The organism is Natronosalvus caseinilyticus, assembly GCF_017357105.1.
GTDB classification, from domain to species: domain Archaea; phylum Halobacteriota; class Halobacteria; order Halobacteriales; family Natrialbaceae; genus Natronosalvus; species Natronosalvus caseinilyticus.
In genome coordinates this window covers 2,467,968-2,492,882 of the sequence record NZ_CP071596.1, presented here as the reverse complement: position 1 = coordinate 2,492,882, position 24,915 = coordinate 2,467,968, and the positions used below count along the sequence as shown (strand labels likewise).

General features: G+C 64.0%; 24 protein-coding genes. 11 read left to right on the top strand and 13 right to left on the bottom strand.

Translation table 11 applies throughout. The features are described 5' to 3' along the window. Positions 1-213 precede the first annotated feature (213 nt). From J1N60_RS11955 to gcvH, 3 genes are all read left to right on the top strand, one after another. Positions 214-1,803: a S8 family serine peptidase gene (locus J1N60_RS11955; protein ID WP_312907700.1), complete on the top strand. Its 1,590-nt coding sequence runs from the start codon at positions 214-216 to the stop codon at positions 1,801-1,803. Positions 1,804-1,930: 127 nt separating this feature from the next. Continuing rightward, on the top strand, positions 1,931-3,052 hold the full coding sequence (gcvT, locus tag J1N60_RS11950; RefSeq protein WP_312907698.1) for a glycine cleavage system aminomethyltransferase GcvT: 1,122 nt from the start codon (positions 1,931-1,933) through the stop codon (positions 3,050-3,052). Beyond that, a complete protein-coding gene (gene gcvH, locus J1N60_RS11945; RefSeq protein WP_312907697.1) occupies positions 3,052-3,435 on the top strand; it encodes a glycine cleavage system protein GcvH in 384 nt (127 codons plus the stop codon). Before gcvT ends, gcvH begins: the two co-directional genes overlap by 1 nt. A 126-nt stretch (positions 3,436-3,561) precedes the next feature. Here the strand turns inward: gcvH and J1N60_RS11940 are convergent, their stop codons facing one another. Next, positions 3,562-4,284, bottom strand: a complete 723-nt coding sequence (locus tag J1N60_RS11940) for a helix-turn-helix domain-containing protein (RefSeq protein WP_312907696.1) — start codon at positions 4,282-4,284, stop codon at positions 3,562-3,564. A gap of 87 nt (positions 4,285-4,371) precedes the next feature. Here J1N60_RS11940 and J1N60_RS11935 point away from each other — a divergent pair, with 87 nt between their 5' ends. After that, positions 4,372-5,034, top strand: coding sequence for a metal-dependent hydrolase (locus J1N60_RS11935; RefSeq protein ID WP_312907695.1), 663 nt, complete (start codon positions 4,372-4,374; stop codon positions 5,032-5,034). Between the two features lie 59 nt (positions 5,035-5,093). Here J1N60_RS11935 and J1N60_RS11930 read toward each other — a convergent pair whose 3' ends face one another. Together J1N60_RS11930 and dacZ are read right to left on the bottom strand one after the other, a co-directional pair. Next, the gene (locus J1N60_RS11930; protein ID WP_312907693.1) at positions 5,094-5,858 is read right to left on the bottom strand and encodes a mechanosensitive ion channel domain-containing protein; all 765 of its coding nucleotides are present in this window, start codon (positions 5,856-5,858) and stop codon (positions 5,094-5,096) included. Between the two features lies 1 nt (position 5,859). Further along, on the bottom strand, positions 5,860-6,672 hold the full coding sequence (gene dacZ, locus J1N60_RS11925) for a diadenylate cyclase DacZ (protein ID WP_312907690.1): 813 nt from the start codon (positions 6,670-6,672) through the stop codon (positions 5,860-5,862). Positions 6,673-6,857: 185 nt separating this feature from the next. Between dacZ and J1N60_RS11920 the strand changes: the two genes are divergently transcribed. Further along, positions 6,858-7,484: an RAD55 family ATPase gene (locus J1N60_RS11920; protein WP_312907688.1), complete on the top strand. Its 627-nt coding sequence runs from the start codon at positions 6,858-6,860 to the stop codon at positions 7,482-7,484. 107 nt (positions 7,485-7,591) lie between these two features. On the opposite strand, the gene J1N60_RS11915 is transcribed toward J1N60_RS11920, so the two are convergent. Further along, positions 7,592-8,647, bottom strand: coding sequence for a sensor histidine kinase (locus J1N60_RS11915; protein ID WP_312907687.1), 1,056 nt, complete (start codon positions 8,645-8,647; stop codon positions 7,592-7,594). A 140-nt stretch (positions 8,648-8,787) separates the two neighbouring features. After that, positions 8,788-9,783 carry an FKBP-type peptidyl-prolyl cis-trans isomerase gene (locus J1N60_RS11910; RefSeq protein WP_312907685.1) on the bottom strand — a complete coding sequence of 332 codons (996 nt, stop codon included), beginning with the start codon at positions 9,781-9,783 and terminating at the stop codon, positions 8,788-8,790. 165 nt (positions 9,784-9,948) lie between these two features. Between J1N60_RS11910 and cyaB the strand changes: the two genes are divergently transcribed. Further along, the gene (gene cyaB / locus J1N60_RS11905; RefSeq protein WP_312907684.1) at positions 9,949-10,539 is read left to right on the top strand and encodes a class IV adenylate cyclase; all 591 of its coding nucleotides are present in this window, start codon (positions 9,949-9,951) and stop codon (positions 10,537-10,539) included. Between the two features lie 42 nt (positions 10,540-10,581). Here the strand turns inward: cyaB and J1N60_RS11900 are convergent, their stop codons facing one another. From J1N60_RS11900 to J1N60_RS11890, 3 genes are all read right to left on the bottom strand, one after another. After that, a complete protein-coding gene (locus J1N60_RS11900; RefSeq protein ID WP_312907682.1) occupies positions 10,582-11,169 on the bottom strand; it encodes a DJ-1/PfpI family protein in 588 nt (195 codons plus the stop codon). Positions 11,170-11,288: 119 nt separating this feature from the next. Next, entirely contained in the window at positions 11,289-11,834 is a 546-nt protein-coding gene (locus J1N60_RS11895; RefSeq protein ID WP_312907680.1) for a GNAT family N-acetyltransferase, read from the bottom strand. Positions 11,835-12,536: 702 nt separating this feature from the next. Beyond that, positions 12,537-12,755, bottom strand: a complete 219-nt coding sequence (locus J1N60_RS11890; RefSeq protein WP_312907678.1) for a DUF8066 domain-containing protein — start codon at positions 12,753-12,755, stop codon at positions 12,537-12,539. A 288-nt stretch (positions 12,756-13,043) separates the two neighbouring features. On the opposite strand from J1N60_RS11890, the gene J1N60_RS11885 reads away from it, so the two are divergent. Further along, positions 13,044-14,249, top strand: a complete 1,206-nt coding sequence (locus J1N60_RS11885; protein WP_312907676.1) for a methionine adenosyltransferase — start codon at positions 13,044-13,046, stop codon at positions 14,247-14,249. A gap of 144 nt (positions 14,250-14,393) precedes the next feature. Then, on the top strand, positions 14,394-15,701 hold the full coding sequence (locus J1N60_RS11880; RefSeq protein ID WP_312907674.1) for an MFS transporter: 1,308 nt from the start codon (positions 14,394-14,396) through the stop codon (positions 15,699-15,701). Here J1N60_RS11880 and J1N60_RS11875 read toward each other — a convergent pair. Further along, a complete protein-coding gene (locus tag J1N60_RS11875) occupies positions 15,698-16,558 on the bottom strand; it encodes a UbiA family prenyltransferase (RefSeq protein WP_312907673.1) in 861 nt (286 codons plus the stop codon). The two genes, J1N60_RS11880 and J1N60_RS11875, sit on opposite strands and share 4 nt — an antisense overlap. 269 nt (positions 16,559-16,827) lie before the next feature. Here J1N60_RS11875 and J1N60_RS11870 point away from each other — a divergent pair, with 269 nt between their 5' ends. Next, entirely contained in the window at positions 16,828-18,102 is a 1,275-nt protein-coding gene (locus J1N60_RS11870) for a S8 family peptidase (protein WP_312907671.1), read from the top strand. Positions 18,103-18,208: 106 nt separating this feature from the next. Beyond that, entirely contained in the window at positions 18,209-18,508 is a 300-nt protein-coding gene (locus J1N60_RS11865) for a DUF8152 family protein (RefSeq protein WP_312907669.1), read from the top strand. A 232-nt stretch (positions 18,509-18,740) separates the two neighbouring features. Here the strand turns inward: J1N60_RS11865 and J1N60_RS11860 are convergent, their stop codons facing one another. After that, on the bottom strand, positions 18,741-19,862 hold the full coding sequence (locus tag J1N60_RS11860; RefSeq protein ID WP_312907667.1) for a pyridoxal phosphate-dependent aminotransferase: 1,122 nt from the start codon (positions 19,860-19,862) through the stop codon (positions 18,741-18,743). Positions 19,863-20,009: 147 nt separating this feature from the next. On the opposite strand from J1N60_RS11860, the gene J1N60_RS11855 reads away from it, so the two are divergent. Further along, entirely contained in the window at positions 20,010-20,687 is a 678-nt protein-coding gene (locus tag J1N60_RS11855; RefSeq protein WP_312907665.1) for a DUF6517 family protein, read from the top strand. A gap of 79 nt (positions 20,688-20,766) precedes the next feature. On the opposite strand, the gene J1N60_RS11850 is transcribed toward J1N60_RS11855, so the two are convergent. The 3 genes from J1N60_RS11850 to J1N60_RS11840 all read right to left on the bottom strand — a co-directional run bounded on the left by J1N60_RS11850 (position 20,767) and on the right by J1N60_RS11840 (position 24,869). Beyond that, positions 20,767-21,636 (bottom strand): 2-oxoacid:ferredoxin oxidoreductase subunit beta, encoded by an 870-nt coding sequence (locus tag J1N60_RS11850; protein ID WP_312907663.1) that lies wholly within the window; start codon positions 21,634-21,636, stop codon positions 20,767-20,769. Then, positions 21,633-23,387, bottom strand: coding sequence for a 2-oxoacid:acceptor oxidoreductase subunit alpha (locus tag J1N60_RS11845; protein WP_312907661.1), 1,755 nt, complete (start codon positions 23,385-23,387; stop codon positions 21,633-21,635). The genes J1N60_RS11850 and J1N60_RS11845 overlap by 4 nt, the downstream gene beginning before the upstream one ends. A 150-nt stretch (positions 23,388-23,537) precedes the next feature. Next, the gene (locus tag J1N60_RS11840; protein ID WP_312907659.1) at positions 23,538-24,869 is read right to left on the bottom strand and encodes a nucleotide exchange factor GrpE; all 1,332 of its coding nucleotides are present in this window, start codon (positions 24,867-24,869) and stop codon (positions 23,538-23,540) included. Positions 24,870-24,915 lie beyond the last annotated feature (46 nt).

The following is a 24,915-nucleotide window of genomic DNA, read 5'->3' as shown; positions in this document are numbered from 1 at the left end:
CCAACTATCCTCCCCTGGCAATAGATTATTTTAATAAACTTATATTTCGTTGTTTTCTTCTCTCCAGGTATATTTCAAACCCGAATCGATCAATATTCGCCCCGATATTTACTTTCCCAACACCTGAATCTCAAATCAATTGATCCATTGACAGTAAATTCCAACGAGTTTCACAACTATTTAATTATAGATAGCGGTACGCATAGCCACACCATGCCAGAACATGGCAGTCCAGGTTACGATCGCCGTTCCGTACTGAAAGCAGCCGGCGCCCTCGGTGCGTTCATGGGTCTTGGCGGGATCACCGCCGCTACTCCCGGACGTACCCCCGGCCCGAAGGAGAACGAAATTCTCGTCGGAAAATCGAACACGGTGGGGTTGGCCACTGCGCGAACCAAAGTCGAAGAGAATACACCCGACCACGCCGCCGTCGTTCACGAGAACGAGACACTCGGCTACATGGCGCTCGAGGTCGACGAGGATCGAGTCGGCACGATGGACTCGATCATCGACCAGCTCGAGCGACGACCGGAAGTCGAGTACGCGGAGCGAAACGCGACGTACTACACTCAGCTCGAGCCGAACGACCCGAACTACGGCCAGCAGTACGCTCCCCAGCAGGTTCGCGCCGACCAGGCGTGGGACACGACGCTGGGCTCGATGGACGTGACGGTCGCCGTCGTCGACCAGGGAGTCGATTACAGCCATCCCGACCTCGCGGACCGGTTCTCGGGCGACGAGGGGTACGACTTCGTCGATAACGACGAGGATCCCGCCCCCGTGAACAACAGCGAGAACCACGGGACCCACGTCGCCGGTATCGCCGCCGCGACGACGAACAACGGAACGGGGATCGCTGGCATGTCCAACTCTCGAATCCTCTCCGGCCGCGCGCTGGGCGCGGACGGCGGTGGGTCGCTCTCCGACATCGCGGACGCCATCCAGTGGGCTGCCGACCAGAACGCGGACATCATCAACATGTCCCTCGGTGGTGGCGGTTCGAACACTACGATGCGAAACGCAATCGACTACGCCTACGACAGCGGCTCGCTCCCCATCGCCGCAGCGGGTAACGACTACGGGGGACCGGTTTCCTACCCGGCCGCGTACGAAAACTGTATGGCGGTTTCGGCGCTCAACGAGCAAGAAAATCTCGCGAACTTCTCGAACAAGGGCCCCGAGATCAACGTCGCCGCTCCCGGTGCCAACGTCCTTTCGACCGTTCCCGGGAATTCCTACGAGGAACTCTCCGGGACGTCGATGGCCTGTCCAGCCGCGGCGGGCGTCGCCGCCCTCGGGAAGGCGGCCCATCCCGGCGATACGGTGGCCGACCTCTGGCAGCGTCTCGAGGACTCCGCCGTCGACATCGGCCTCCCGTCCGACGAACAGGGTGCCGGCCGCGTCGACGCCCTGAACATCGTCGAGGGCGGAACGGATGATCCGGACGACCCAGACGACCCGGACGACCCCGGCGGAGAGTGCGGTGACGTCGTCGAGTCGGCCTCGGCTTCGGACTACCTATACAGCGGATCCAGTCACTCCTACACGTACTCGCTCCAGACTGCGAACCCGTGTAGCGCGACAGTGACGCTCTCCGGCCCGTCCGACGCCGACTTCGACCTCTACCTGACCCTCGATGGTCGCACGCCGTCGACCTGGGACTACGACGAGCGCTCGATCACCTACGACAGCAACGAAGAGATTACCGTCTCACTCTCCGGTGACGAAGAGCTCGGCATCCTCGTCGACTCCTACAGCGGCAGCGGGTACTACACCCTCTCCGTCGAAGAACTCGGCAAGTAACGCCAGCCAATCACCCTCGCCATCACGGCAGGCACCCACCGTACACCCCGCTTTTTTTGAAAGAACTGGCTCCTCGAGCACCGGCTGAATGTAAAAACATTACTTACCAGCGGGTGACGTGACGAGTATGTCGCTGCAGATGCCGCCGTTGCGTGGGGTCCACGACGAGCGGGGAGCGAAAGTCACCGAATTCGGCGGCTGGGAGATGCCGGTCGAGTTCGACTCGATTCAGGAAGAACACCGCGCAGTCCGGGAATCCGTCGGCAAGTTCGACGTCTCCCACATGGGCGAGATCGAGGTCAGCGGCCCAGACGCTCGGGCGTTGATGCAACGACTCACGTCGAACGACGTGACCGCCCTCGACGTCGGTGATTCGCAGTACGCGACGATCACCGACGAGGGCGGTGTGATCATCGACGACACGGTTATCTATCGACTCCCGGACGAGGGTGACGACCACGTCTTCCTGTTCATCCCGAACGCCGGGAACGACGAGGCCATGACCGAGCGCTGGCGAACCCACCGCGACAAGTGGGGGCTCGAGGCGGCCGTCGAAAACCAGACGCACGAGTACGCGATGTTCGCGATCCAGGGGCCGGGCGCCCGCGAACTGGCGCTCGACGTCGTCGCCGATCCTGACCGCGTGAGCGATCTCAGCCGGTTCGAGGCGACGTACACGACGATCGAGGGTACGGAGTCCGAATCCGAATCCGAGTGCTGGATCGCCCGAACCGGCTACACCGGCGAGGACGGCCTCGAGGTCATCGCCCCGTGGGACGACGCAGAATCCGTCTGGTCGGCCTTCGACTGTCAGCCCTGCGGCCTGGGCGCGAGAGATACCCTCCGCCTCGAGGCCGGGTTCGTCCTGGCCGGGCAGGACTTCGACCGCGAGACGAACCCGCGCACACCGTACGAGTGTGGCATCGGGTTCACGGTCAAACTCGACACCGAGTTCGTCGGTCGGGACGCACTCGAACGCACGAAAGAGGAGGGCGTCGAGGAGAAACTCGTCGGCTTCCGCCTCGTCGACCGCGGGATCGCCCGCCACGGCTACGACATCACGACCACCGACGGCGACGTCATCGGGACGGTCACGAGCGGGACGATGAGTCCGACGCTCGAGGCGGCCATCGGTCTGGGCTACGTGCCCGTCGAGTACGCCGATGCCGGGACGAAGATCCGCGTCGACGTCCGCGGCCGGCCCAAAAAGGCAAAGATTGAAACGCCTCCCTTCGTCGATACAGTATAATGAGCTTCGATACCCCAGACGACCGACGGTACCAGGAATCGCACGAGTGGGCACTCGAGACAGACGACGGCGTCAGAATCGGTATCTCCGACTTCGCGCAGGACGAACTCGGGGACGTGGTCTTCGTGGAACTGCCCAACGAGGGCGAAGACGTTACGGCGGGAGAGAGCTTCGGCGTCGTCGAGTCGATCAAGGCGGTCTCCGATCTGTACGCGCCGATCAGTGGCACGGTCACGGCCGTCAACGAGGACCTGTTCGACGCTCCCGAACTCGTCAACGAGGACCCCTTCGACGAGGGCTGGATGCTCGCGGTCGACCCCGACGACGAGAGCGAACTCGAGGACCTGCTCACTGCCGAGGAGTACGAAGAACAGGTCGCCTGAGCGATCGACGTTCACCCTTCAGCAGTTGCGCTCAACAGAAGCGCTCAGCGTTAAACACTCAGCAGTAGCGTTCAACGGAAACGCTCAACGTTCATCCTTCGGCAGTAGCGTTCAGCAGGCCACACCTCACTCGAGCCCGGCCAGCCGCTCCAGCAACTCCTCGAGCGGCAGCGTCGACGTCGACAGCGCGTAGCCATCGATTCGCGCCAGATCGGCGGCGTGCTCCCAGAGGTCGTCGGGCTCGAGTCCGTGGAGGACCACGGCGTTGGGAGTCGGGTTGACGACGCGAAGGGCGACCAGCGGCGACTCGCCGCGCGTGACGCCGGTGAACACCAGCACCCGGTTGGTGCTCTGGCCGTAGAGGCGAAAGAACTCCTCGCTCGAGAGGCGCGTGATCGCCTCGATGCTGTTGATGACCGTGTGACCGCTGATCCGGTCGGAGTGACCCGGGGCGATTTCGGTCGCCTCGATGGTTTCGTAGACGTGCTCGAGCGGGTAGGTCGTCGCGTACTCGCGCAGGTCATAGATGACGTCGCTGTCGAAGCCCGCCGAGAGCACCCGTCCGTACTGTCGAATCCGATCGCCGCCGCGACGCTCGTCGATCTCGAGGAGGCCCTCGACGAGTCGCCGGACGACGCCGATACCGGGACTCTCTCGACGGCCGCTCTCGTAGTCCGAGATCACCGACGAGGAGACCTCGAGTTCGCCCGCGAGATCGGTCTGGGAGACGTCGAAGTCCGTTCGCCACTTTCGAAGCGTCGCGCCTGGATCGTTGCTCAGCGTGATCTCTCCCGCGATCTTCTCCGCCAGTTCCCGCTTTGGCCCGCGTCCACGTCCACGTCCGCCCATACCTCTGGCTCTCACGGGCCCGGCAAGTAGCTACCGGCATCCGACCGGGAGACGAACACTGAAGACGCGTCACTCCAAGAGGGGAGCATGCCGTCGACCGTCGTACACGTCGGGCTGGCGGGCCTGGTCGGGGTCGCCCTCCTCGCCGATCGCTTCGACACGCGAGCGATCCTGTTCATCATGGCCGCCACTGCCCTCCTCGACCTCGATACGCTGCTCGGGATCGTCGTTCCTGGAACCCATCGCGCTGCCTTCCACAATCTCTGGATCGTCCTGGTTCCCGCACTCGCCCTGTACTGGGACTGGAAACGCGAGAAATCGGTCGTCCGCTCGCGGTGGGGTGCCTACGGCTACCGGGTCGGGTGGGTGACCCTCGTCGCCGTGCTGTTCGCCCACGTCTTGCTCGACGCGTTCTACAACGGTGTCAACCTCTTCTGGCCCGTCCACGACCGGTTCTTCGACCTCTCGGGGAAACTCCTGGTTACCGACCAGCGCGGTCTCGTCCAGACGTTCATCGAACTCGAGTCCGGTGGATCCGGAACGACTGTCTCGGAGTCGACGGCCCGCGGCACGACGGCGGATACCCACTACTCGACAGGCTTCGATCCCTCGCGCGGGTCGGATCCAGAACCGGCGGACGTCGAGCGAATCTTTCCGATCGCGAGTTCCGGCGAGCTGTTCGTCGTGACGCTCGTCGGATACATGGCCGTCGGATATCGGGTGCTCGAGTCGCGCTACCGGTGCGATTGAGAGGGAGAGCGGGAGTGAGAGCCAGAGTAAGAGTAGATCGACAGTACGAACGAACCCCGTCAGTCCCGGATCCGGACGAACCCGTCCTCGAAGACCACGCGATTCGGGATGACGTGTTCCCTCGAGTCCGACTCGATCTTCGTCACGAAGAGGTCCACTTCCTGGACGATCCCCGCATGGTCGCCGATCTCGACGCGATCGCCGATCCCGTAGGGCTGGTTGAGCAGCAGGTAGATGCCGACCGCACTCGAGACGAGGAAGTCCTTGAACGCAAACGCGCCGATCAGGACGAGGCCGGTGGTGTAGACGGTCAGGAGGATCAAGAGTGGCAGGACCGCCACGTTGATCTGGGCGAGCGCGATGAGAAAGGCGACGAAGAGGACGGAGTACTTGACGACTCTGGGGATGATCGAGACCTCGGGAAGTTTGACCCCCCGAAGGTACTCGCTGACGGCCAGTTCGGCCTTGTCGGCAACGACGAACCCGACGAGGACGACGAGGACCGCGACGAACACCTGCGGAACGAACGTCCAGATGGTCTGCCAGAATGCCTCCGTCGGCAGGAGCTGAGCGATGTGAATCGCCGTCAACAGCGCGATGCCGTAGATGAACCAGGAACTGAGTCGAGCGACGATCTTGACCGTCGAGGTACCGAGCGACTGAGCGGTTCGCTCGAACGGCGTTCCCTCGACTGCTTCCGGAACCTCGGCTGCCCGGAGGAGTTCCTCGTTCAGTCGACCGACGACGTACCCGACGACGAGGCCGAGGACCAGCACGGCCAGCGCTATCACGACGGGTTCGTCGACGAGCGTCTGTATCTCCATGTCAGTACTCCTCCGGGTCGACCTCCAGAATAATCTCGCCGGCTTTGAACGCGCGCACCATCCCGTCACTCTCGGAAAGGACGATCGCGATCGCGTTCGTATCTCGCGTGATCGCCCCGCCGGCCATGTGCCGGGCGCCCAGTCCCTTCGGGATGTCGACGCCCTCCGCAGAGGGCTCGAGGTAGCGGTACGCTGAGACGAGTTTGCCCGAGTCCGAGATGACGAACGCGCCGTCGAGCCGCGAGAACTCCTTGAGCATGACGTTCACGATCGGATCGCCGACGTGGACGTGGGACTTCTCGAAGGGGTTGTACGAGAGCGGCCGGGACTTGTTCATCACTTTGCCGGCGTCGCCGACGATGAACAGCGCGCCGACGGGTTTGCCCTTCTGGCCCTTCTTCCCGAGTTCGACTGCCAGTTCGAGGACGGCCTTGATGACGTCGGGGTCGGCCCGCGATTTCGCGAAGAGGTTGTAGATACCCGACTGGTTGTCGATGTTCGCCCGGACCCGCGAGACGGTGTCGATGCCGTCGCCGAAGACGCTCGTCGCGCAGGCCAGTTCGTCGCCGTCCTCGATGATGCCCTGTTCCAGACCACCTTCGAGTCCGAACCGGATCCGCTCGGAGACGTCCTGGAACTCGAGGGGGAGTTCGACGAACGTCTCTGCGTTGACGGTGTTTTCGGTCCCGACGACGATCACCTCGAGGTCGTCGACGGCCGCCAGGCGGTCGTAGTACGACCCGCTGGGGGCAAAGAGTGCGACTGCATCGACGTCCGAAAAGAGATCCCCGAATACGTCGCCTAGTTCGACCATTGTCTCTTACAAGCAGTTCGCGGCCGAATAAACGTTTTGGGCCGTCTGACGTGCGTCCGCCGATTATTCGGCTTCGGGTGGCAGCTAATACAACGCCGTAGCGAAGAATCGCCCGGAACCGCCCGAGTGAACGACGATTCGGGCCAAAGAGTTATGCGGGCGCTGGGACAAGAGGTCACAATCGCATGGTTGGTCGGCTGGAAACGGGTATCGACGTGCTGGATCGGAAGTTAGACGGCGGATTGCCTCCGGGTTGTGTCGTCGCCTACACTGCGAGTCCCGCCAGCCAGTCGGAACTGCTCCTGTACGAACTGACGGCCGCCCGCGGCACCCTGTACCTGACGACGGAGCGAACCGACGACACCGTCCGCCACGCCATCGAATCCTCGATGAGCCGCGTCGGCAGTCCCACCGTTCGCCGGGTCACCGATTCCGACCCCCTCGAGGAGGCAACCCGCCTCATCAGCGCCCTGCCCGACGGCGCGAACCTCATCATCGACACGATGGACGTCCTGGAGCGCGCCGACGGCGAGGACTACCTCGAGTTTCTCAACGACCTCAAGGCCCACATGCTCGAGACTGGCTCGATTGCCGTCCTCCACTGTCTCAAGCGACCCAACCCGCCCGACAACCGGCCGACCACCGAGCACGTCGCCGACGCGGTCTTCGATTTACGAACCTCCCTCGACGGAACCGAGATCGAGAACCACCTGGCAATTCCGAAGTTCCGCGGTGGCGGTGCCTCCCCGGAGATCATCAAACTCCAGCTCTCCGAACGGGTCGAGATCGACACGAGTCGGGACATCGCGTGACGACGGGCGCTGTTACGGACGGTTCGGGTCTCGAGAGCGGGCTGCTCGAGTCTCGGCAACGCGCGATTCAACTCTCGGCAACGGGCTACGCGAGTCTCAGGAACGGATTACGCGAGGTCGACCTCGGTGAACTCGAATCGCGCGCCGCCGTCTCCACTCTCAGCGAGCGCCCACTCCCAGTCGTAGATCGCGGCTAGCTGCGTGACGAGCGTCAGGCCGAGCCCGGTCCCGCGCGAGCTCGTCGTAAAACCCGGTTCGACGACTTGGCTGTGTGTCTCCGGCGGGATGCCGGGGCCGTCGTCCTCGACGAAGAAGCCGTCCTCGAGGTCGCCGACGCGAACGGTCACGCCCTCGTGAGCGTGCTCTACGCTGTTCTGAAAGAGGTTCGCCAGGAGGTGATGCAGGTGCACCGCGTCGCCGCGGATCGATCGGTCGGTGTCGAGGACGAGCGTGGCCGTCGCCGTTTCCTCGGTGGCGTCCCACGCCTGCTCGGCCACGACCGCGAGGTCGACCCGCTCCTCGTCGACGTGGACGGGTGATTCACGGACGATGACGAGGAGGATGTCGATCATCTCCTCGATACGCTCGTGGGCGAGTGCCACCTGTCTGGCGGCGTCTTCGTCCCGCGGACGGGACTGCTCGTGGTAGCCTTTCGCGATCGTCAATGGGTTCCGCAATTCGTGGGCGAGCATGCCCGCGAAGCCCTCCAGTCGATTGTTCTGGTAGGCGAGTTCCTGGCTCCGTTGCTCGGCCTCCCGTGCTCGCGTCCGAGCCTGAGCGTCGTAGACGCCCATTCCGAACCCGGCGAGGGCGCCCAGTGCAGTGAGGATTAGCACGTTCGGAACGACGCTCGTCAGGCCGCTAACGAGACTCGAGATGGCGATTATCGTGGCCATGATCCCGATCCCGCCGAGACACCAGCCGGCGATCCGGCCGTAGAGCGCCGCGTGAACGGTCGATTGTGGCAATCGATAGCCGCCATAGAGCAGAACCAGTCCTGGCCCAGCCGTCAGGACGACGACCATCAGGAGGGCGCCCCGTGGGAGCTCGTCGCTCCCAGGAAAAACGACGGGGAAGACGGACAACGCGACGTACGCGGCGCCGAGAGCCATCACGACGCGCTGGCCGTCGGCTACCGAACGTACTGGGAGGATGTGCCGCATTGTCGTCTACAAAAAAGTGAACGACTATCACAGTATCGGCCGATCAGTACGTCTCTTCGGACCGATGCATGCGTCTCCTCGAGAAGTGCCGAGCTACAGCTACCGCTGTTGGGAACGCGAAAGAATCGGAAAAGATGGGCTTACTCGTCGTTGGCTTCGACTTCGGCTTCGAGTTCCTCGACGATTTCGTCGGCGTCGACGTCGGCGTCCTCGAGTGCCGCCTCGAGGTCGGCTTCGCCACCGCCGCCCATACCGCCCATCATGCCACCCATACCGCCCATCATGCCACCCATGCCCTCGATGACTTCCTGGACGATGACGCGGTCGACGCCGACCTTGTCCATGACGTCCTGGGCGATCTGTTGCTTCTGGAACATCCACTGCTGGTTCATCGCCATCTGGGGCGTGGACTCGACGTAGAGGGTCTCCTTCTCGACGACTTCGGTCTCGAACTCGGGTTCGGCGTCTTCGTCTTCTTCGTCATCGTCGTCAGGCTCGACGGGAACCTCCTCTTCGACCTCGTCGGTTTCGATCCAGAGGTCGGGCTCCGTCTCGAGGTACATTCCGAAGAGACCGGCGGCCTGCTCCTCGCGGTCGTCGACTTCCTCAACGACCTCGTACTCGTATACGACGTCCTCACCAGCGAGGGGGTGATTGAAGTCGACGCGGGCGCGCCCGCCGACGATGGTGCTGATGTAGCCGTGGCGGCCGTCGACGTGGACGTGCGCGCCGGGGTAGCGGTCGTCCTCGTCGATCTTGTCCGCGCTGATCGTCTCGAGGGCGTCGTTGTCGTACTCTCCGAAGGCCTCTTCGGCGGGGATGGTGACCTCGCCCTCCTCGCCGGCCTCGCTGCCGATGATGGCGTCCTCGACGGCGCCGAAGATGTGGCCTTCTCCGAGGACGATCGTTCGCGGGGCGAACTCTCGGTCCTGGGCGTCGACGCCCTCCTCCTCGGCGACCTCGGCGTCGGTCGTGTCGACGAGCTGGTCGCCCTCGACGGTGCGGGCGGTGTAGGCAATCTTCACGAAGTCGCCGGGCTGGAACCCGTTCTCGGCCTCGCTCTCCTCGGCTTCGGTGTCTTCGGCTTCCGTTTCGACGTCATCGGCCGATGTCTCGGCCTCCTCTTCCTCGGTCATACGTGGTACCATCAGCCGTCCGCATTTAAGACCGACGTTTTCGTTCGGGCGCTCGGTTTCCGCTCGTCTCCAGTTCCTCCCCGCTCGAGCACCGGGTTCGTGGCCGAGAACGAGCATCAGCCGCGGAACGACACGTTCCTATGGCCCCCGGCCCTCGATCGACGTATGTACGAAGTCGAACTCAAGGTCGAGGTTCCTGCGACCCTCGAGGCGATCCGGGCGCGTCTCGAGGCCCTCGGCGCGACGCGCGAGGCGACGGTCGTCCAGGCGGATACCTACTACGACGCCCCTCACCGGTCGTTCGCCGAGTCCGACGAGGCGCTGCGCATTCGACGAGAGGCGATGGACGCGGACGCCGACGCTGACGCCGACACCGCCGTCGCCCTGAACGACGTCGACCACGAGACTCGAGTGACCTACAAAGGGCCACTGCTCGAGGACGACTCGAAGACCCGCGCCGAACACGAGACCGCGGTCGGCGACGGCGAGACGATGGACGCTGCGCTCACGAAACTCGGCTTCGAGCCCGTCGCGACGGTCGAAAAACGCCGCGAGCGCTACTCGCTCGAGGGGTACACCGTCACGCTCGACGCCGTCGAGGGGGCCGGCGAGTTCGTCGAGGTGGAGGCCGACGCCGAGACCGAAGCCGAGATCGAGGAACTCCGTGAGGGAGCGGCAGCCATCCTCGAGCGCCTCGACCTCGATCCCGCGGCACAGCTTCGAACGTCGTACCTGGAACTCGTGCTCGAGGGGTGAGCGGGGTAGCAGGGCGGAGAAGGGATTTCGAAACCGGACGATTCAGTCGGCCGTCGCGGCCTCGGCGTGGCTAATGTCCGTTCCGAGCAGATCGAGGAACGCCGCGAGCCACTCGGCGTGGTCGGGCCAGGCCTGGCCGGTGACGAGGTTGCCGTCGCGGACGACGCCGTCGACCCACGAACAGCCAACCGCCTCACACTCCGCGCGGACCGCCGGGTACGACGTCATCTCGTAGCCCTCCAGGACGTCCGCCGCCGCGAGAATCTGCGGGCCGTGACAGAGCGTCGCCACGGGTTTGTCTTCCTCGAAGAAGTGCTGGACGGCGTCGATGACCTCCTCGTAGGTCCGGAGGTACTCCGGCGCGCGGCCGCCAGGGACGCACAGCGCGTCGTAGTCGCCCGGATCGATCTCGTCCATCGTCGCGTTCAACTCGAAGTCGTGGCCGCGCTCCTCGAGGTACGTCTGGTCTCCGCGGAAGTCGTGAATCGCCGTCTTGACCGTCTCGCCCGCTTCCTTGTCCGGACACACGGCATCGACGTCGTGGCCGACCATCTGCAGTGCCTGGAACGGGACCATTATCTCGAGGTCTTCGCCGAAGTCGCCGACGATCATGAGGATGTCTTTGCCCATTAGGAACACCGGAGTCGTGTACGCCCTCGAGTGGTATAAGTTCACAGCTCACAGGGAACACGATTCCGACGTGTCGACCGGGGTGACCGTTCCCGGCACTGTTCATCGACGACGCCGAACTACCGCTCTCGCCATACCTCGCGGAGGAGGCCGTACTGAATCGTGTCGCGATACGCGCCGTCGATGAACCGATCACGACGGATCCGTCCCTCCTCCTCGAAACCGAGGGACTCGAGCAGGCCTCGAGAGGCATCGTTGAAGTCGAAGACGCCGGCACCGACGGCAGGGTGATCGTAGACCCGAAAGACGTAGTCGACGACGAGCGAGAGGGCTTCGGAGCCGTACCCCTGACCGTGGTACGCCGGCGCGAGCCAGTAGCCCAGTTCCGGTCGTCGGTAGTGGGCGTCGCCGACGTAGACGACGCCGAGGCGCTCCACGTCGTCCTCGTCGGGTTGGCCCGGTCGCCCGTCGTCGAGGCAGACGAGAAACTGGTCGCTGTCGTCGTCTTCAGTGGGAATCTCGACTTGCTCCTGATTCCCGAGAGGGTTGCCGATCGGATACCTGATCTCGGGGTTGGCGAACGCCCGCTGGAGAAACGGGACGTCCTCTCGCTCCACCGTACGAAGCGTGATCCGTTCGCCGCTCGTGATGCGTGCACCCGGCATGCGTCGATTGATCGATGCCTCGACAATAGGTCTTCTGGACCCCGACGACCCGGGCGGTGGGAACGGGCGATCAGCGCAAGTTCGTCGTAGGCGAATTCGGAGGCTCGAGAGTAACTGAGAAAGAGTACCTTCTTGATTCTGTTGCCGCCTTTTTTCGGTGATTGATCGTGCAACGCCCGCTCATTACGGTATTGAGCCGCGCCAGGTCCACCGGGACGACTGTGGAACCGCGATAATCATATACGAAATAGTATGGCAGAGGAATATCACTTGCACCACATGGTATTCGAGATGGAAGCGACGAAGTCGGAACCGCCGTCTATTCGGTCGTTCGGAACCTGGTTACCGTACACAATTTCGTGATGGTTGTCGCGGGGGTTCTGGCAGGATACAGCATCGTCGTGCTGGGAAAAGATGCCGTCGTCGTTCCTTTTCTCGGATCGGTGCCCGGAGTACTAGTCGGCGTTGTCGGTCTCACAGTAGCGTTCACCGTCTATCGACGAGCGAGTTGCTGTGACGACTGCAGTGACAAAGCGTGTGGGTGTACCGGCGAGTGTGGCGACAGTTGCTCGCACGACCCGTAACGGGCACTGTGTATCCGTTCTGAACGTTCGCTATTCGAAATCCCCCGCCAACCGGATCGCACGAAGAGCGGAGTCCACCGTTTCCGCACACCCGTGACTCGAGCGAACTGATCCTCGATCACTGTTCGGAGGCGATTCGTTCGACAGCACGCACCAGCCTGTAGAAGAGGTAGACCACGAACACGGAGATCCCGACGGAGAGCACCGCGAAGAGCCCCCATACCCAGAGGAGGATCTTCGCGGTGATCACCGCGTAGGCGAAGCTACCCAATACAATCGCTCCGAGGACGATGCCGTACCGGGCAGGAATACGTCGCCGATTGTGGACGAAAGACATGGAATTACGTCAACACTAACTGGTAAATCGGTTTCGGTCACCAAGTCGCGCTCACCACTGTTTCTCCTTCCTGTGTCGGTCGCACTGGGCCTCAAAAGGATCAGACAGCACCGCCGTCGACAGGTCATCATCTTCACTCTCGCACCAGTACACCGTGAGACGCGACCGCTCGAGTATTCGACAGTCGAACGATGCACAGACCCGGCCATCGGTGTATAACCTCGAAGCATATTTCCGTCCGTCAACGTTTTCGCAAGTTATAGAACCACCCAAGCGCAACCTCGAGTAATGAGCGAACGGAACATCAGGGTCGAACGGATCGACCGCAGCGCGGTCGAGGACCAGGAAGTCGAAATCGTCGAGCGAAAGGGGATCGGTCACCCCGATTCGATCTGTGACGGGATCGCCGAGAGCGTCGGCAGCGCACTCGCCCGCGAGTACCTCGACCGGGTCGGGAAGGTGCTTCACTTCAACACGGACGAGACCCAGCTGGTCGCCGGCGAGGCCGCCCCCGCCTTTGGCGGTGGCGAGGTCGTCGACCCGATCTACATTTTGATCGTCGGTCGCGCGACCAAACACTACGATGGACAGACCATCCCCACCGAACGCATCGCGCTGACGGCCGCCCGGAAGTACCTCGAGGCCGAGATTCCCAAGCTCACCTTCGGCGAGGACGTCGTCGTCGACGTGAAACTGGGCGAGGGGAGCGGCGACCTGCAGGACGTCTTCGGCGAGGACGAGGTGCAGGTGCCGATGGCCAACGACACGAGCTTCGGCGTCGGTCACGCGCCGCTGTCGGAGACCGAAGAGATCGTCTACAACGCCGAGCAGCGACTCAACCGCGAGTTCGCCGCCGAGAACCCCTACCTCGGTTCGGACGTGAAGATCATGGGCAAGCGCGAGGGCGACAGCATTGACGTGACCGTCGCCGCGGCGATGATCGACGAGCACGTGCCCGACATGGACGCCTACGTCGAGGCCGTCGCGTCGGTTCGCGAGTACGTCGCCGACGTCGCGAGCGAGTACACCGGCCGCGACGTCTCGGTCTACGTCAACACCGCCGACGCCGTCGAGTCCGGGTCGATCTACCTGACCGTCACCGGCACCTCCGCCGAACAGGGTGACGACGGCTCCGTCGGCCGCGGCAATCGCGCGAACGGCCTCATCACCCCCAATCGGTCGATGTCGATGGAGGCCACGAGCGGGAAGAACCCGGTCAACCACATCGGCAAGATCTACAATCTCCTCTCGACGGACATCGCGGAGAACGTCGTGAGCGAAGTCGACGGTATCCGTGACCTCCGGGTACGCCTCCTGAGCCAGATCGGGCGCCCGATCGACGAACCCCACGTCGCGGACGTCCACGTCGTCACCGAGGACGACGTCGACCTCGAGACTGTCCGCCCCGAAATCGAGGCTATCGTGGACGACGGCCTCGCGAACGTCACGGACATCACTCAGCGCGTCATTGACGGCGAGTTGGATACGTTCTGACGGCGTCTGGAAGCGCCTTAACGCATCCGGAAGCGCTACTTTTCATCAGCGTCGTCGAACTCGCGTTCGCCCCTCGAGTGCCGCCTTCGCAAGAACCAAACGGGCATCGACCGTGTCTCGAAACGAAACACCGAGTGTCTCGCCGTGTCCGACTCGAGCCCTGCCGAACCCAGCCCCCGCCGCGTCGTGTTCGCCGTCGTCGCGAGTACCTTCTTCGTCGGCTTCGGCGGCGGGGTCGTCTTCCCGATTTTGCCGAACCTCGGCGAGGTGCTCGGCATCTCGGCGGTCATGGTGGGGCTCATCCTCTCGGCGAACCGCTGGACGCGGCTAGTGGCGAACGCGCCCGCAGGCGTGCTCATCGACCGGATCGGCACCCGCACGCCGTTCGTCGTCGGACTGGCGGTCGAAGGCGTGGCCACATTCGGGTACGTGCTCGCGATTTACGCCTCGAGGCCCGACACGCCTCTCGGTTCCGCGGTGGGCGTCGTCTCCTCGAGCCCGGAGGCCTGGTTCGTGCTTGCCAGGGTTTGCTGGGGCCTTGGGAGCGCGCTCGTGTTCGCGACGGCGTACACCATCACCGCGGACGTGAGCGAGGCCGACTCTCGGGGAACGAGCATGGGCATCGTCCGGGCGGGGATCACGTTCGGGTTTCCGGCGGGGCTGGTCCTCGGCGGAGTCGCGAGCGAGGTGTACGGCAACTCGACGGCGTTCGTCCTCGCGGCGGCCTTCGCCGGGTTGGCGAGCGTCATCGCCTACGCCGTGGTTCCGGAGACCCACGTCGAGGAACACGATTCGTCGGTGAGTCCGCTCGACCTCGAGGTGACGGTACCGGCGCTGACGGTCGGGTTCGTGAACTTCGGGCTCTACTTCGCCTACGTGGGAATCCTGTTTTCGACGCTGGTGCTCTACCTCGGAGCCGAGTCGCTGACCATTTCGACGACGCTCCTGGGTTTCGACGTCAACTTCGGGGAGCAGGGTACCTCGGGGATGCTCATGGCGATTACCGTGCTCATGGGAGCCATCTTTACCATCTCCGGTGGCGTCGCGAGCGACACCGTCGGCGCGCGAGTTCCCGTGCTCGTGGCCTTCCTGCTGTTGAACGCGGTCGGCTTCCTGGTGTTGACCCTCGCCGGCTCGTTCGTCGCCGTGGTCGCCGGCTGTGCCCTCATCGGTGCCGGCCAGGGTGGCGTCGGCGGTCCGCTCACGGCCCTCCTGGCGGACCTCACCCCTGAAGCCCGAATGGGGCGGGCGATGGGAACGAACAACGTCCTCGGCGACGTCGGCGGTGGACTCGGTCCCCTGGTGGCCCTCCCGCTGGCGAGGACCGTCGGTTTCGAGGTGATGTACGCCGCCAGCGCGGGAATCGCCCTCCTCGCGGGACTCCTCCTGGTCGTCGGCATCTACGCCCACACGGGGAGCGTCAGCCCGTCTGTCGAGGAGTCGGTCATCTAAAACAGGGCCTCGAGCGGCTCGAACCAGACCGCGGCGACAAGCACGGCGAGAAAGATGTACGAACCCCGGATGAGGAGCATCGTCGCCAGTTCCGGCTCCGCCCGCCGAGCGACGACGGCGACCGCGCCGAACGCGAGCACGGCGAGGACGCTCGAGGGAGGGAATACGCGGGCGATAGCCAGGCCGGTGACGACGAGCAGTCCTGTGATCATCAGTCCGTAGGCGACGGCGTAGGCCCGGTCCGGACCGACGACGACGGCGACGGTTCGCTTGCGGATCGAGCGGTCGTAGTCGTAGTCCTGCGTGTCGTCGATCACCTTGATACCCGACAACAAGACGAGGAAGACGACCGCGAATCCGAGCGCGAGAAGGCTGATCGCCGTCGCCTGTGCGTAGTACCCGCCCAGAACGCTCAAAGCGATTCCCAGCGGATAACCGGTCGTCGCCGTGAGGGGGTTCGTGTCGAGTTGTGGGGCGTGGTGATAGGCGACGAGCCACGTCGGAACGGTGAGCGCGACGGCGACCCAGTCGACGGTGAGGAACAGGAAGAGACAGCACGCGGCGAACAGGAGCGACGACGCCAGGAGACCGGCCCGACAGCCAGCGATGGTGAGCGGGTGGTCGTCGTCCTCGCCTCGAACGTGGAAGTCGACGTAGCCGTCCTTGAGGTGGGCGGTGTAGACCGCCGCGAACATCGCGAGGACGTGGACGCTCGCGACACCGGGGTCGATCCCTCGCGCGAGAACTGCACCGAATAGCGACGCGGCGAGCGGCGGCAGCATGAACACCGGATGCACCTGTGACCAGTATGCCCGAGCGCCCGCTCCGAGTCCGGACCCGCGTCTGGCGAGTGCCATAGTTCCCCAGACGTTCGCCCGAAACATAATACCGGAGGGGTGTTTCGAATCGCGAGAACACGATCTGGGATACCTCTATACGTAGTTGGTGCAATCCAGAGTAGTCGTCGATTCGGCCTCGAAGGATTTCGATTCCTGTCGAAGTTACGAGACTGGCGATCCCGCCGAAGTATAGCTATCGGTCACTTTCATCTCACGTGCAAGCACATAACATATATACTGGTAGTAGCCTGTGTTATACTATCCCTCTCACGGGACATTCACACACAATGACGACACGACGATCACTCTTGCAGGGACTGGGTGCACTGGGCGCAACAATGACGTTTACCGGACTCGCGAGCGCGAGCGACGGACGGGCGCGCTACCTCGCCAGGACTACGGGTGACGCGGCCGATGCCGTCTCGGCCGCCGGATTCGACGTTCGGTCGACACTCGCGAATGGCCGCGTGCTTCTCGCGACCGGTCCGTCAGACGCGACCGACGACCTCGAGTCCGTTAGCGGCGTCTCGCTCGCGCTGCCTGACCTCGCGTTCGAACTCGAGACGCCCGCCCTCGTCGAAATGGCGGACACGGAAAACAGCACCGCGGTCGACCAGGTCTACGACCAGTTGCTCTGGGACAAACAGGTACAGCAGGTCAGGGAGGCCCACGAACACGCAACTGGTGCGGGCCGGACCGTCGCGATCATCGACACCGGCGTCGACGACACGCATCCCGATCTCACCGTCGACACCGACGCGAGTATTTCGATCATCGAGGGTCAGGTCGGCGACCACACGGGCGACGTCGGGTATCACGGCACGCACGTGGCCGGCACGACGGCCGCGAACGGGAGTGTCGGTATGCTCGGTACGGCCCCCGACGCGACCATCGTCTCGATTCGGGTCTTCGGCGCCGAGGGTGGGGCCACCTTCGGCGACATTCTTACCGGCATGGAATACGCCGCGGAAATCGGGGCCGACGCCGCCAACATGAGCATCGGTACGGATCCAATCCCGCCGGCGGCGAACGCCGACCAGTATCGGCGAGTCATGGAACCGATCGCCCAGTCGGTCACGAGCGCCGGAACCCTGCTCGTCGGCTCAGCGGGCAACTCCGATGCGAACCTCCAGCAGAGCGGCCTCTTCACGCTGCCCAACAGCCTCTCTGGGGTGCTCTCGGTGAGCGCGACGGCGCCGAACGACGAGCGCGCGTTCTACTCGAACTACGGGTCGAACGAGATCGCCGTCGGCGCGCCCGGCGGCGGGTACGAGACCCTCGAGAAGACCCTCAACGAGAACCCCGACGAGGTCGAGTGGCCGTACCCCACCAACCTCGTGTACTCGACCGTTCCCGGCGGCTACGGCTGGGCCGCCGGCACCTCGATGGCCGCCCCGCAGGTCACCGGCCTCGCCGGACTCGTTCGCGAACTCGCACCTGACAGCAACACTCGGCGAGTCTGGGACGCAATCGCCCAGGGCGCCGAGGGAACGGACGGTCGAAGCGATCCCGAGTTCGGAGCCGGTCGGACGAACGCGCTCGAGATGGTCGAACGCCTCTAGGCATCTAGAGCCGATCCGCCTCGATCACTTTTCTTCTCGTTCGAGCCAGTAACCAGGGAATCGACGGTCCAGAACAACCACATTGCTGGCGTTCGTACGTGAACCGATGGCTGACCCGGACCCGGACTCCCTCGAGGCTCGCCTCCGTCGGCTGCACGACCACCTCGAGGCCACGGCCGAACTCCCGATCAATCACCGCACGAACCGCTGGCTCGGCGAAGCCGAAGCTGTGGCCCGCGACACCACGGAGAACGACCTGGACGGGGCGACGACTCGAAAGCGGGTTCGACAGGTCGCACACTTGCTCGCGGAAGCGGACTCGCCCGAACACGAGCGGGCGAAGACGCATCTCGAATCCGCTCGTGAGCTGTGTACGGCAATTCTGGCTGACTCGAGCGAGGGGTAAGAGTGAACAGTATCACTGACTGCATCGTACTGGCTCCATTACTTCAATTAATGCATCAGTTAGCTACTGATTCTATAGTTACGTATCGACGCTGGTCAGATCATCTACCAACCGACGGGATCTGCCCGCCCTCCCGATCTATTTCACTTGTTTTACCCACTCCACCTATTGTGCCTATTTCGCCTATTGTACCCCACCAACTACCGGGCTAGTTCCGCTGTACGTACCGAGCCTACCGCACCGCTTCGGTCGCTTCCTGGATGATCTCGAGGGCCTCCTCGAGTTCGTCCATGCTGGTCGCGTAGGAGAGTCGAGCGTAGCCCGCGCCGTTTTCTCCGAAGGCTTCGCCGGGGACGACGACGACGTCCCGGGAGAGGACCTCGTCGCACCAGCCCTCGGGCACCTTCGGCATCACGTAGAACGCGCCTTTGGGCGTCGGAACCTCGAGTCCGGCCGCCTCGAGGCCCTCGACGACGACGTCGCGGCGCTCCTCGAAGGCGGCGACCATCTCCTCGACTGGGTCCTGGGGGCCCGTAAGGGCAGCTTCGGCTGCGTACTGGGCGGGAGCGGAGGCACAGGCCTGGCAGTACTGGTGGACCCGGAGCATGCGCTCGATGCGGCGGTTCGAGCCGACGACCCAGCCCAGCCGCCAGCCGGTCATCGAGTAGGTCTTCGAGCACGCGCTGACGACGACGACGTTGTCGGTGCTCGCGAACTCCATCGGGGAGCGGTGCTCGCCGTCGAAGACGATGTGTTCGTACACTTCGTCGGAGATGCAGAGCACGTCGTGTTCGTCGGCGATGCGGGCGAACTCGCGCATGTCAGCCTCGCTCTGGACGGCTCCCGTCGGGTTACCGGGGCTGTTGACGACGAAGGCGGCCGTGTCGTCGGTGATCGCGTCCTCGACGTCGGCGGGGTCGAGGGTCAGGTCCTCGCGCAGGTCGACCGGCTTCGGCGTTCCGCTCGCGAGTCGCGTCAGCGCGTCGTAAGCGACGAAACCTGGGTCCGGGAAGATGACCTCCTGGCCGGGGTCGACGTGCGCCTCGAGTGCGAGGTGGAGCGCCTCGCTGCCGCCCGCGGTGACGATGGCGTCGCCCGGGTCGACGTCGAGGCCGTAGTCGCGGTCGTACTTCGCGGAAATAGCCTCCCGCAACTCGAGGGTACCCTTGTTGGAGGTGTAGGCGTCGGCCTTCCCGGCCTCGATGGCGTCGACGGCCGCCTGGCGGGCGTGCTCGGGGGTCGGGAAGTCCGGCTGTCCGATGCCGAGGTTGATCGCGTCCTCGCCCGCGGCCTCGAACACTTCGCGGATTCCGCTGATCGACACCGCTTCCACTCGGCTGGAAAATGCCGTCATACCAGAACGCGCGTGGCCCACCCCGATAACTGTTGATACGTTCGCTCGACACTCCCTCAAGCGGCCCCGATCGAGCCGACCCGGTATTTGTCGCCCGTCCGACTGGTAGCCAGAACGCATATACTTCCGCTGTGACTCTTACCGGTAATGATCAACCGGAGATCGGTCCTGGCTGGCGCCGGTACCGGGGTGCTCGCGACGACCGCTGGCTGTCTCGACTTTCTGCTGGGGAACGAACCGCTCGAGTACACCGCCGAACCGGTCCTCCCTGCCGAGGCGACCCTCGAGTCGACGGGCTACACTGAGTACCAGTCGGGCTGGCAACGCGTGACCGAGGAGGCCGCCGGCCGAGAAATCGCCGCCTCGGCCTGGTCGGTCGCGTACACGAACGACGTGACCATCCAGGGAAAGAGTCGAGACGCCGCCGTCTTCGCCGCCATCTCCATGCCAGAGATGTCGGTCGGGGGAAAGGCGATGAACCCGCTCGCCGACATGGATACCGACGAACTGCTCGAGGAGCTCGGCGGCGAACTCGAGAGCGAGTTCGACGGCCTGGCCGAACCGCAACCGACCGGCGAATCGTTCCCCCTCGGGATTCTGGGCGCGAACCGGACCGTCGACGAGTTCGCCTCCGAGGCCCAGTTCGACGACGAACGCCTCGAGATCACCCTCTGGGTCACGAAGTTTACCCACGACGACGACTTGATCGTGCTGATCGGCGGCTTCCCAACGCAGCTTCCAGATGAGGGAGTCTACATCGAGGATCTGATGCGGTCGGTCGAACACCCGGCGTCTCGAGACGTGCCCGCACCGTCTCTCGAGTAGCGACGGCGGGCCGAAACGCGGTACGAAACGAAAATTGAGCCGGTGACGGAAATCTGTACTGGGCCTCAGTGCCCGATACTCAGTAGAACTCGCGAACGAGGTCCGTAGCGTTCTCGGGCGCGCCGTCGGGAATCTCGGCCATGTTCTCGGTGACCCCGTGTTGCTCGTGGTAGGGAATCGAGTTCTCGTTCTGGTACATGACGCCCTGGTACTCCTTGTCCGTGTCGAGGATGACCCCCTTCGCCGCCTCGTAATCGTGGCGGTCGTGGTCCTCCTCTTTCAGGTCGACGAGCGAATCTCGGAAGTAGTCGTAGGTGTCGACGTCGTTGAACGTCACGCAGGGGCTGAACACGTTGACGAAGCCGAAGCCGTCGTGTTCGATGGCCTCTTCGATGATCTCGGCGTGGCGAATCGCGTCCGAGGCGAACGACTGGGCGATGAACGTCGCCCCCGAGGCGAGCGCGAGCGCGAGGGGATTGACCGGCGGCTGCTGGGACCCCTCGGGCGTCGTCGACGTCTCGAAGTCCGAACGCGAGGTCGGCGAGGCCTGTCCCTTCGTCAGTCCGTAGATGCGGTTGTCCATGACCACGTAGGTCATGTCGACGTTTCGCCGGGTGGCGTGGACGAAGTGGCCGGCACCGATCGAGTAGCCGTCGCCGTCGCCGCCGGCGGCCATGACCTCGATGTCGGGGCGGGCCATCTTGACGCCCGTCGCGACCGGCAGGGCCCGGCCGTGGACGCCGTGGATGGCGTAGCTGTGCATGTAGGTCCCAATCTTCCCCGAGCAGCCGATACCGGCCACCAGGAACGTGTTGTCGGGATCGTTGCCCGTGTTCGCGAGGGCCTTCATCATGCCGTTCATCGTCCCGAAGTCGCCACAGCCGGGACACCAGGTCGGTTGCTTGTCGGATTTGAAGTCGGTGAATCGTACCTCTGATTGGGAACTCATTGTGCTGGCACCTCCTCTTTCAGTTTCGCGGTAATTTCCTCGGCGAGTTCGTCCGCTTTGAACCGCACGCCGGTGTACTTGTTGATGCGCTTGACCCGCTGAAGCGTGTCGTGCTCGAGCACGTCGGCGAACTGGCCGGTCGCGTTACACTCGACGACGATGACGTCGTCGGCGGCCTCGAACTCCTCGGAGAGGTCGGGCCGCGGGAAGATGTAGGGCACCGAGATAACCCGGACCGGAACGTCGTCGTCCTCGAGCAGGGCGACCGCCTCTCGAAGAGCCCCCTCGTTGGAGCCCCATGAGACGACGAGGTCGTCGGCGTCTTCGTCGCCGAACTCGCGGTAGTCCCACGCTTCTTCGGCCTTCGCGGTCTCGACCTTGCGGTTGCGCTTGTCGACCTGTTCGACGCGAACCTCGGTGTCCTCGGTTCGTCGCCCGAGTTCGTCGTGCTCGAGACCCGTGCTCATGTGCGCGCCGTCAGTCATGCCGGGAATGGCGCGCGGGCTGATGCCGTCCTCGGTGGCGGCGTGGGCGCGGAATCGACCCTGGTCGTCGAGCCATTCGGCGACCTGGTCGTCCTCGAGCAAGTTACCGCGGTCGATTTCGACGGCATCCATGTCGAACGTCTCGGGGGTGAACGTCTGTTCGGTGACCGCCAGCGCGAGGTCGGCGACGACGTAGACGGGCGTCTGGTACTTCTCGGCGTAGTTGAACGCCTCGACGGTCTTCCAGAAGCACTCGTCGATGGTCGTCGGGGCGACGACGAAGCGCGGAATCTCCCCGTGGCCGCCGTAGAGGGTCATGTTGAGGTCGCCCTGTTCTTGCTTGGTCGGCATCCCCGTTGACGGACCCGAGCGCATCACGTCCACGATGACCAGCGGCGTCTCGCTGGTCGCGACGAGGCCGAACGTCTCGGCCATCAGGTCGATGCCGGGGCCGGAGGTCGCGGTCATCGACCGGGCGCCGCCGCGGGCCGCGCCGAGGGCCATGTTGATCGCCGAGAGTTCGTCCTCGGCCTGGACGACGTGGCCGCCGTACTGTTCGATTCGCCCGATCAGGTACTCCATCACGTTCGTCGCGGGCGTGATCGGGTAGCCGGCGTAGAAGCGACACCCGGCGGCGAGTGCGCCCATCCCGATGGCCTCGTCGCCGTTGAGCAGAACGTAATCCTCGTCGGTCGTCTCGAGGGCGTAGCCCAGGTCCAGGTCGTAGTTCTCCTGAACGTAGTCCCGCCCCTTGCGGGCGGCGTCCTTGTTGTTGTCGACGATCTTCGAGCCCTTGCCGCCGAAACGCTTCTCGAGCGCTTCGTCGAGGTAGGCGACGTCGAAGCCCGTGAGTTCGCAGGCGGCCCCGAGGGCGACGACGTTGAGCATGATCGCGCCGCCGGCCTCCTCGGCCAGCGATTTGAGCGGTACGTCGACGGCGGTGATCTCGTCCGGAATCTCGGCGTCCCAGGAGCGTTCGCCATCGTAGATGACGGCGCTGCCCTCGTGGAGTTCGTCGAGGTTCTCGTCGATGGTTCGCTGGGTGAGCGCGACGAGAATGTCGAGCCGATCGACGACACTCTGGACGCGGTCCGTGGAGGTGCGTATCTTGTAGGCGGTGTAGCCGCCCCGGATTCGCGACGCGAAATCCTTCGACGTAAAGACGTGTCGTCCGGCCCTGGAGAGTGCCTGGGCGAAGATCTTCCCGGTGGAGTCGATGCCGTCCCCGGCCTCGCCTCCGATAGCCCAGTTCAAGTCCTCGGTCATGTCGTAGCGAACGTTGCCTCTAGCCCGTCAAAAGACTTCTGAAACCCCACCCGAAACCGCGCTCGAGCGGAGTTATTACACCGATAGTAGTGAATGTTTTCGTCAGTCGATCGCGCCCTCGAGTCGGCGCGGTCGAGCCACGAGGACGGGCTACTGCTCGGCGTCGTCCAGGTCGTCTTCGGAGGCAACTTTGCCGCCGAGTTCGATCGCGTCGTCGGTTTCGTCGGACGTCTCGGACGATGATTCGCCGGCTTCGCCTTCATCGTCCTCGTCGAGTGTATCGCTCTCGTCGACTTCGCCGTCGTCTTCGGCCCCCTCGACGTCGCCGTCTTCGTCCGTGGATGCGTCGGTTTCCCCGGATTCGTCGTCGGATGCTGGTTCTTCGTCGTCACTGCCTTCGTCGGCGTCGGCTTCGCTGCCGTCACCGCCTTCGTCGTCAGGTTCGCCGTCGGCATCCACATCTGCGTCGTCAGCGTCCGTATCTGTACCCGCGTCGTCGGCGTCCTCGCCTCCGTCCCCACCCTCGAGTTCGCCGTTGCTCACCGTCACCTGGGCGTTCTGGATCACTTTCTCGCCCATCTCGTAGCCAGGCGTGAACACTTCGGCGATCGTCCCCTCCGGCTGGTCACTGTCGATTTGCACCATGACCTCGTGGCGCTGGGGATCGACCTCGGTTCCCGGTTCGGGATCGATCTCCTCGACGTTCTCCTCGGCCAGGACGCGGTCGAACTCGCGGAGGGTCATCTCGACGCCCTCCCGCAGCGTCTCGACGTCGCCGCTCTCCTCAGAGAGGGCTCGCTTGAGGTTGTCGCGGACGCCGACGAGTCGCCCGACGAGGTCCTCGGTCGCGCGCTCTTTGAGCTGTTCCTGGCGCTTTTTCGCCCGTTTCTTGTAGTTCTGGAAGTCCGCCTGGGTTCGCTTGACGTGGCCCTTGAGGTCCTCGATCTGTTGCTCGTGCTCCTCGATCGTTGCCTCGCGGTCGGCGAGTTCCTCCTCGCGCTCCTCGAGTTGATCCTGGAGGTCGCCGATGGTTTCGGCCTGTGCCTCGACGCGCTCGCTCAGGTCCTCGAGTTCCTCGCGCTGGTCGGTGACGGTCCCGTTCAGGTCGCGGGCCATCTCGACGATGGAGGTGACGTCGCGGGCGATTTCGTCGTCGTAACCCCGTAGCGTCTCGAGCAGGTCGCGGATCTCGTCGCTGGTCTGTGGAACTGCGTCCTCGTTTTCGGGAGTCGTCTCCGCCGATTCTGCGGGTTCCGCAACCTCTGTGCGTTCTCCAGTATCCCGCGACGAATCCGACACCCCTTCGTTCTCGTCCTCCCCTGCAGGCGTGTCCTCGACGTTCTCGTCACGGTCCTCCGGACGCTCGTCGTCAGCGTCGGCGTCCGAACCCTCGCCATCGGTTTCGGTATCGGTCCCCGGTTCGGCGTCGCCTTCCGCAGGCACGCCCTGGGCTGTGGGGGTTGCGCCCTCGTCTTCGCTCATGTCCCAGACAAGGCACAGCGGTAATAAAAGGGTTGAGGTATGCGTT

Coding starts and splice junctions, on each gene's coding strand:
- J1N60_RS11955 (WP_312907700.1), top strand. CDS start 214: ATGCCAGAACATGGCAGTCCAGGTTACGATCGCCGTTCCGTACTGAAA.
- gcvT (WP_312907698.1), top strand. CDS start 1,931: ATGTCGCTGCAGATGCCGCCGTTGCGTGGGGTCCACGACGAGCGGGGA.
- gcvH (WP_312907697.1), top strand. CDS start 3,052: ATGAGCTTCGATACCCCAGACGACCGACGGTACCAGGAATCGCACGAG.
- J1N60_RS11940 (WP_312907696.1), bottom strand. CDS start 4,284: ATGGGCGGACGTGGACGTGGACGCGGGCCAAAGCGGGAACTGGCGGAG.
- J1N60_RS11935 (WP_312907695.1), top strand. CDS start 4,372: ATGCCGTCGACCGTCGTACACGTCGGGCTGGCGGGCCTGGTCGGGGTC.
- J1N60_RS11930 (WP_312907693.1), bottom strand. CDS start 5,858: ATGGAGATACAGACGCTCGTCGACGAACCCGTCGTGATAGCGCTGGCC.
- dacZ (WP_312907690.1), bottom strand. CDS start 6,672: ATGGTCGAACTAGGCGACGTATTCGGGGATCTCTTTTCGGACGTCGAT.
- J1N60_RS11920 (WP_312907688.1), top strand. CDS start 6,858: ATGGTTGGTCGGCTGGAAACGGGTATCGACGTGCTGGATCGGAAGTTA.
- J1N60_RS11915 (WP_312907687.1), bottom strand. CDS start 8,647: ATGCGGCACATCCTCCCAGTACGTTCGGTAGCCGACGGCCAGCGCGTC.
- J1N60_RS11910 (WP_312907685.1), bottom strand. CDS start 9,783: ATGACCGAGGAAGAGGAGGCCGAGACATCGGCCGATGACGTCGAAACG.
- cyaB (WP_312907684.1), top strand. CDS start 9,949: ATGTACGAAGTCGAACTCAAGGTCGAGGTTCCTGCGACCCTCGAGGCG.
- J1N60_RS11900 (WP_312907682.1), bottom strand. CDS start 11,169: ATGGGCAAAGACATCCTCATGATCGTCGGCGACTTCGGCGAAGACCTC.
- J1N60_RS11895 (WP_312907680.1), bottom strand. CDS start 11,834: ATGCCGGGTGCACGCATCACGAGCGGCGAACGGATCACGCTTCGTACG.
- J1N60_RS11890 (WP_312907678.1), bottom strand. CDS start 12,755: ATGTCTTTCGTCCACAATCGGCGACGTATTCCTGCCCGGTACGGCATC.
- J1N60_RS11885 (WP_312907676.1), top strand. CDS start 13,044: ATGAGCGAACGGAACATCAGGGTCGAACGGATCGACCGCAGCGCGGTC.
- J1N60_RS11875 (WP_312907673.1), bottom strand. CDS start 16,558: ATGGCACTCGCCAGACGCGGGTCCGGACTCGGAGCGGGCGCTCGGGCA.
- J1N60_RS11870 (WP_312907671.1), top strand. CDS start 16,828: ATGACGACACGACGATCACTCTTGCAGGGACTGGGTGCACTGGGCGCA.
- J1N60_RS11865 (WP_312907669.1), top strand. CDS start 18,209: ATGGCTGACCCGGACCCGGACTCCCTCGAGGCTCGCCTCCGTCGGCTG.
- J1N60_RS11860 (WP_312907667.1), bottom strand. CDS start 19,862: ATGACGGCATTTTCCAGCCGAGTGGAAGCGGTGTCGATCAGCGGAATC.
- J1N60_RS11855 (WP_312907665.1), top strand. CDS start 20,010: ATGATCAACCGGAGATCGGTCCTGGCTGGCGCCGGTACCGGGGTGCTC.
- J1N60_RS11850 (WP_312907663.1), bottom strand. CDS start 21,636: ATGAGTTCCCAATCAGAGGTACGATTCACCGACTTCAAATCCGACAAG.
- J1N60_RS11845 (WP_312907661.1), bottom strand. CDS start 23,387: ATGACCGAGGACTTGAACTGGGCTATCGGAGGCGAGGCCGGGGACGGC.
- J1N60_RS11840 (WP_312907659.1), bottom strand. CDS start 24,869: ATGAGCGAAGACGAGGGCGCAACCCCCACAGCCCAGGGCGTGCCTGCG.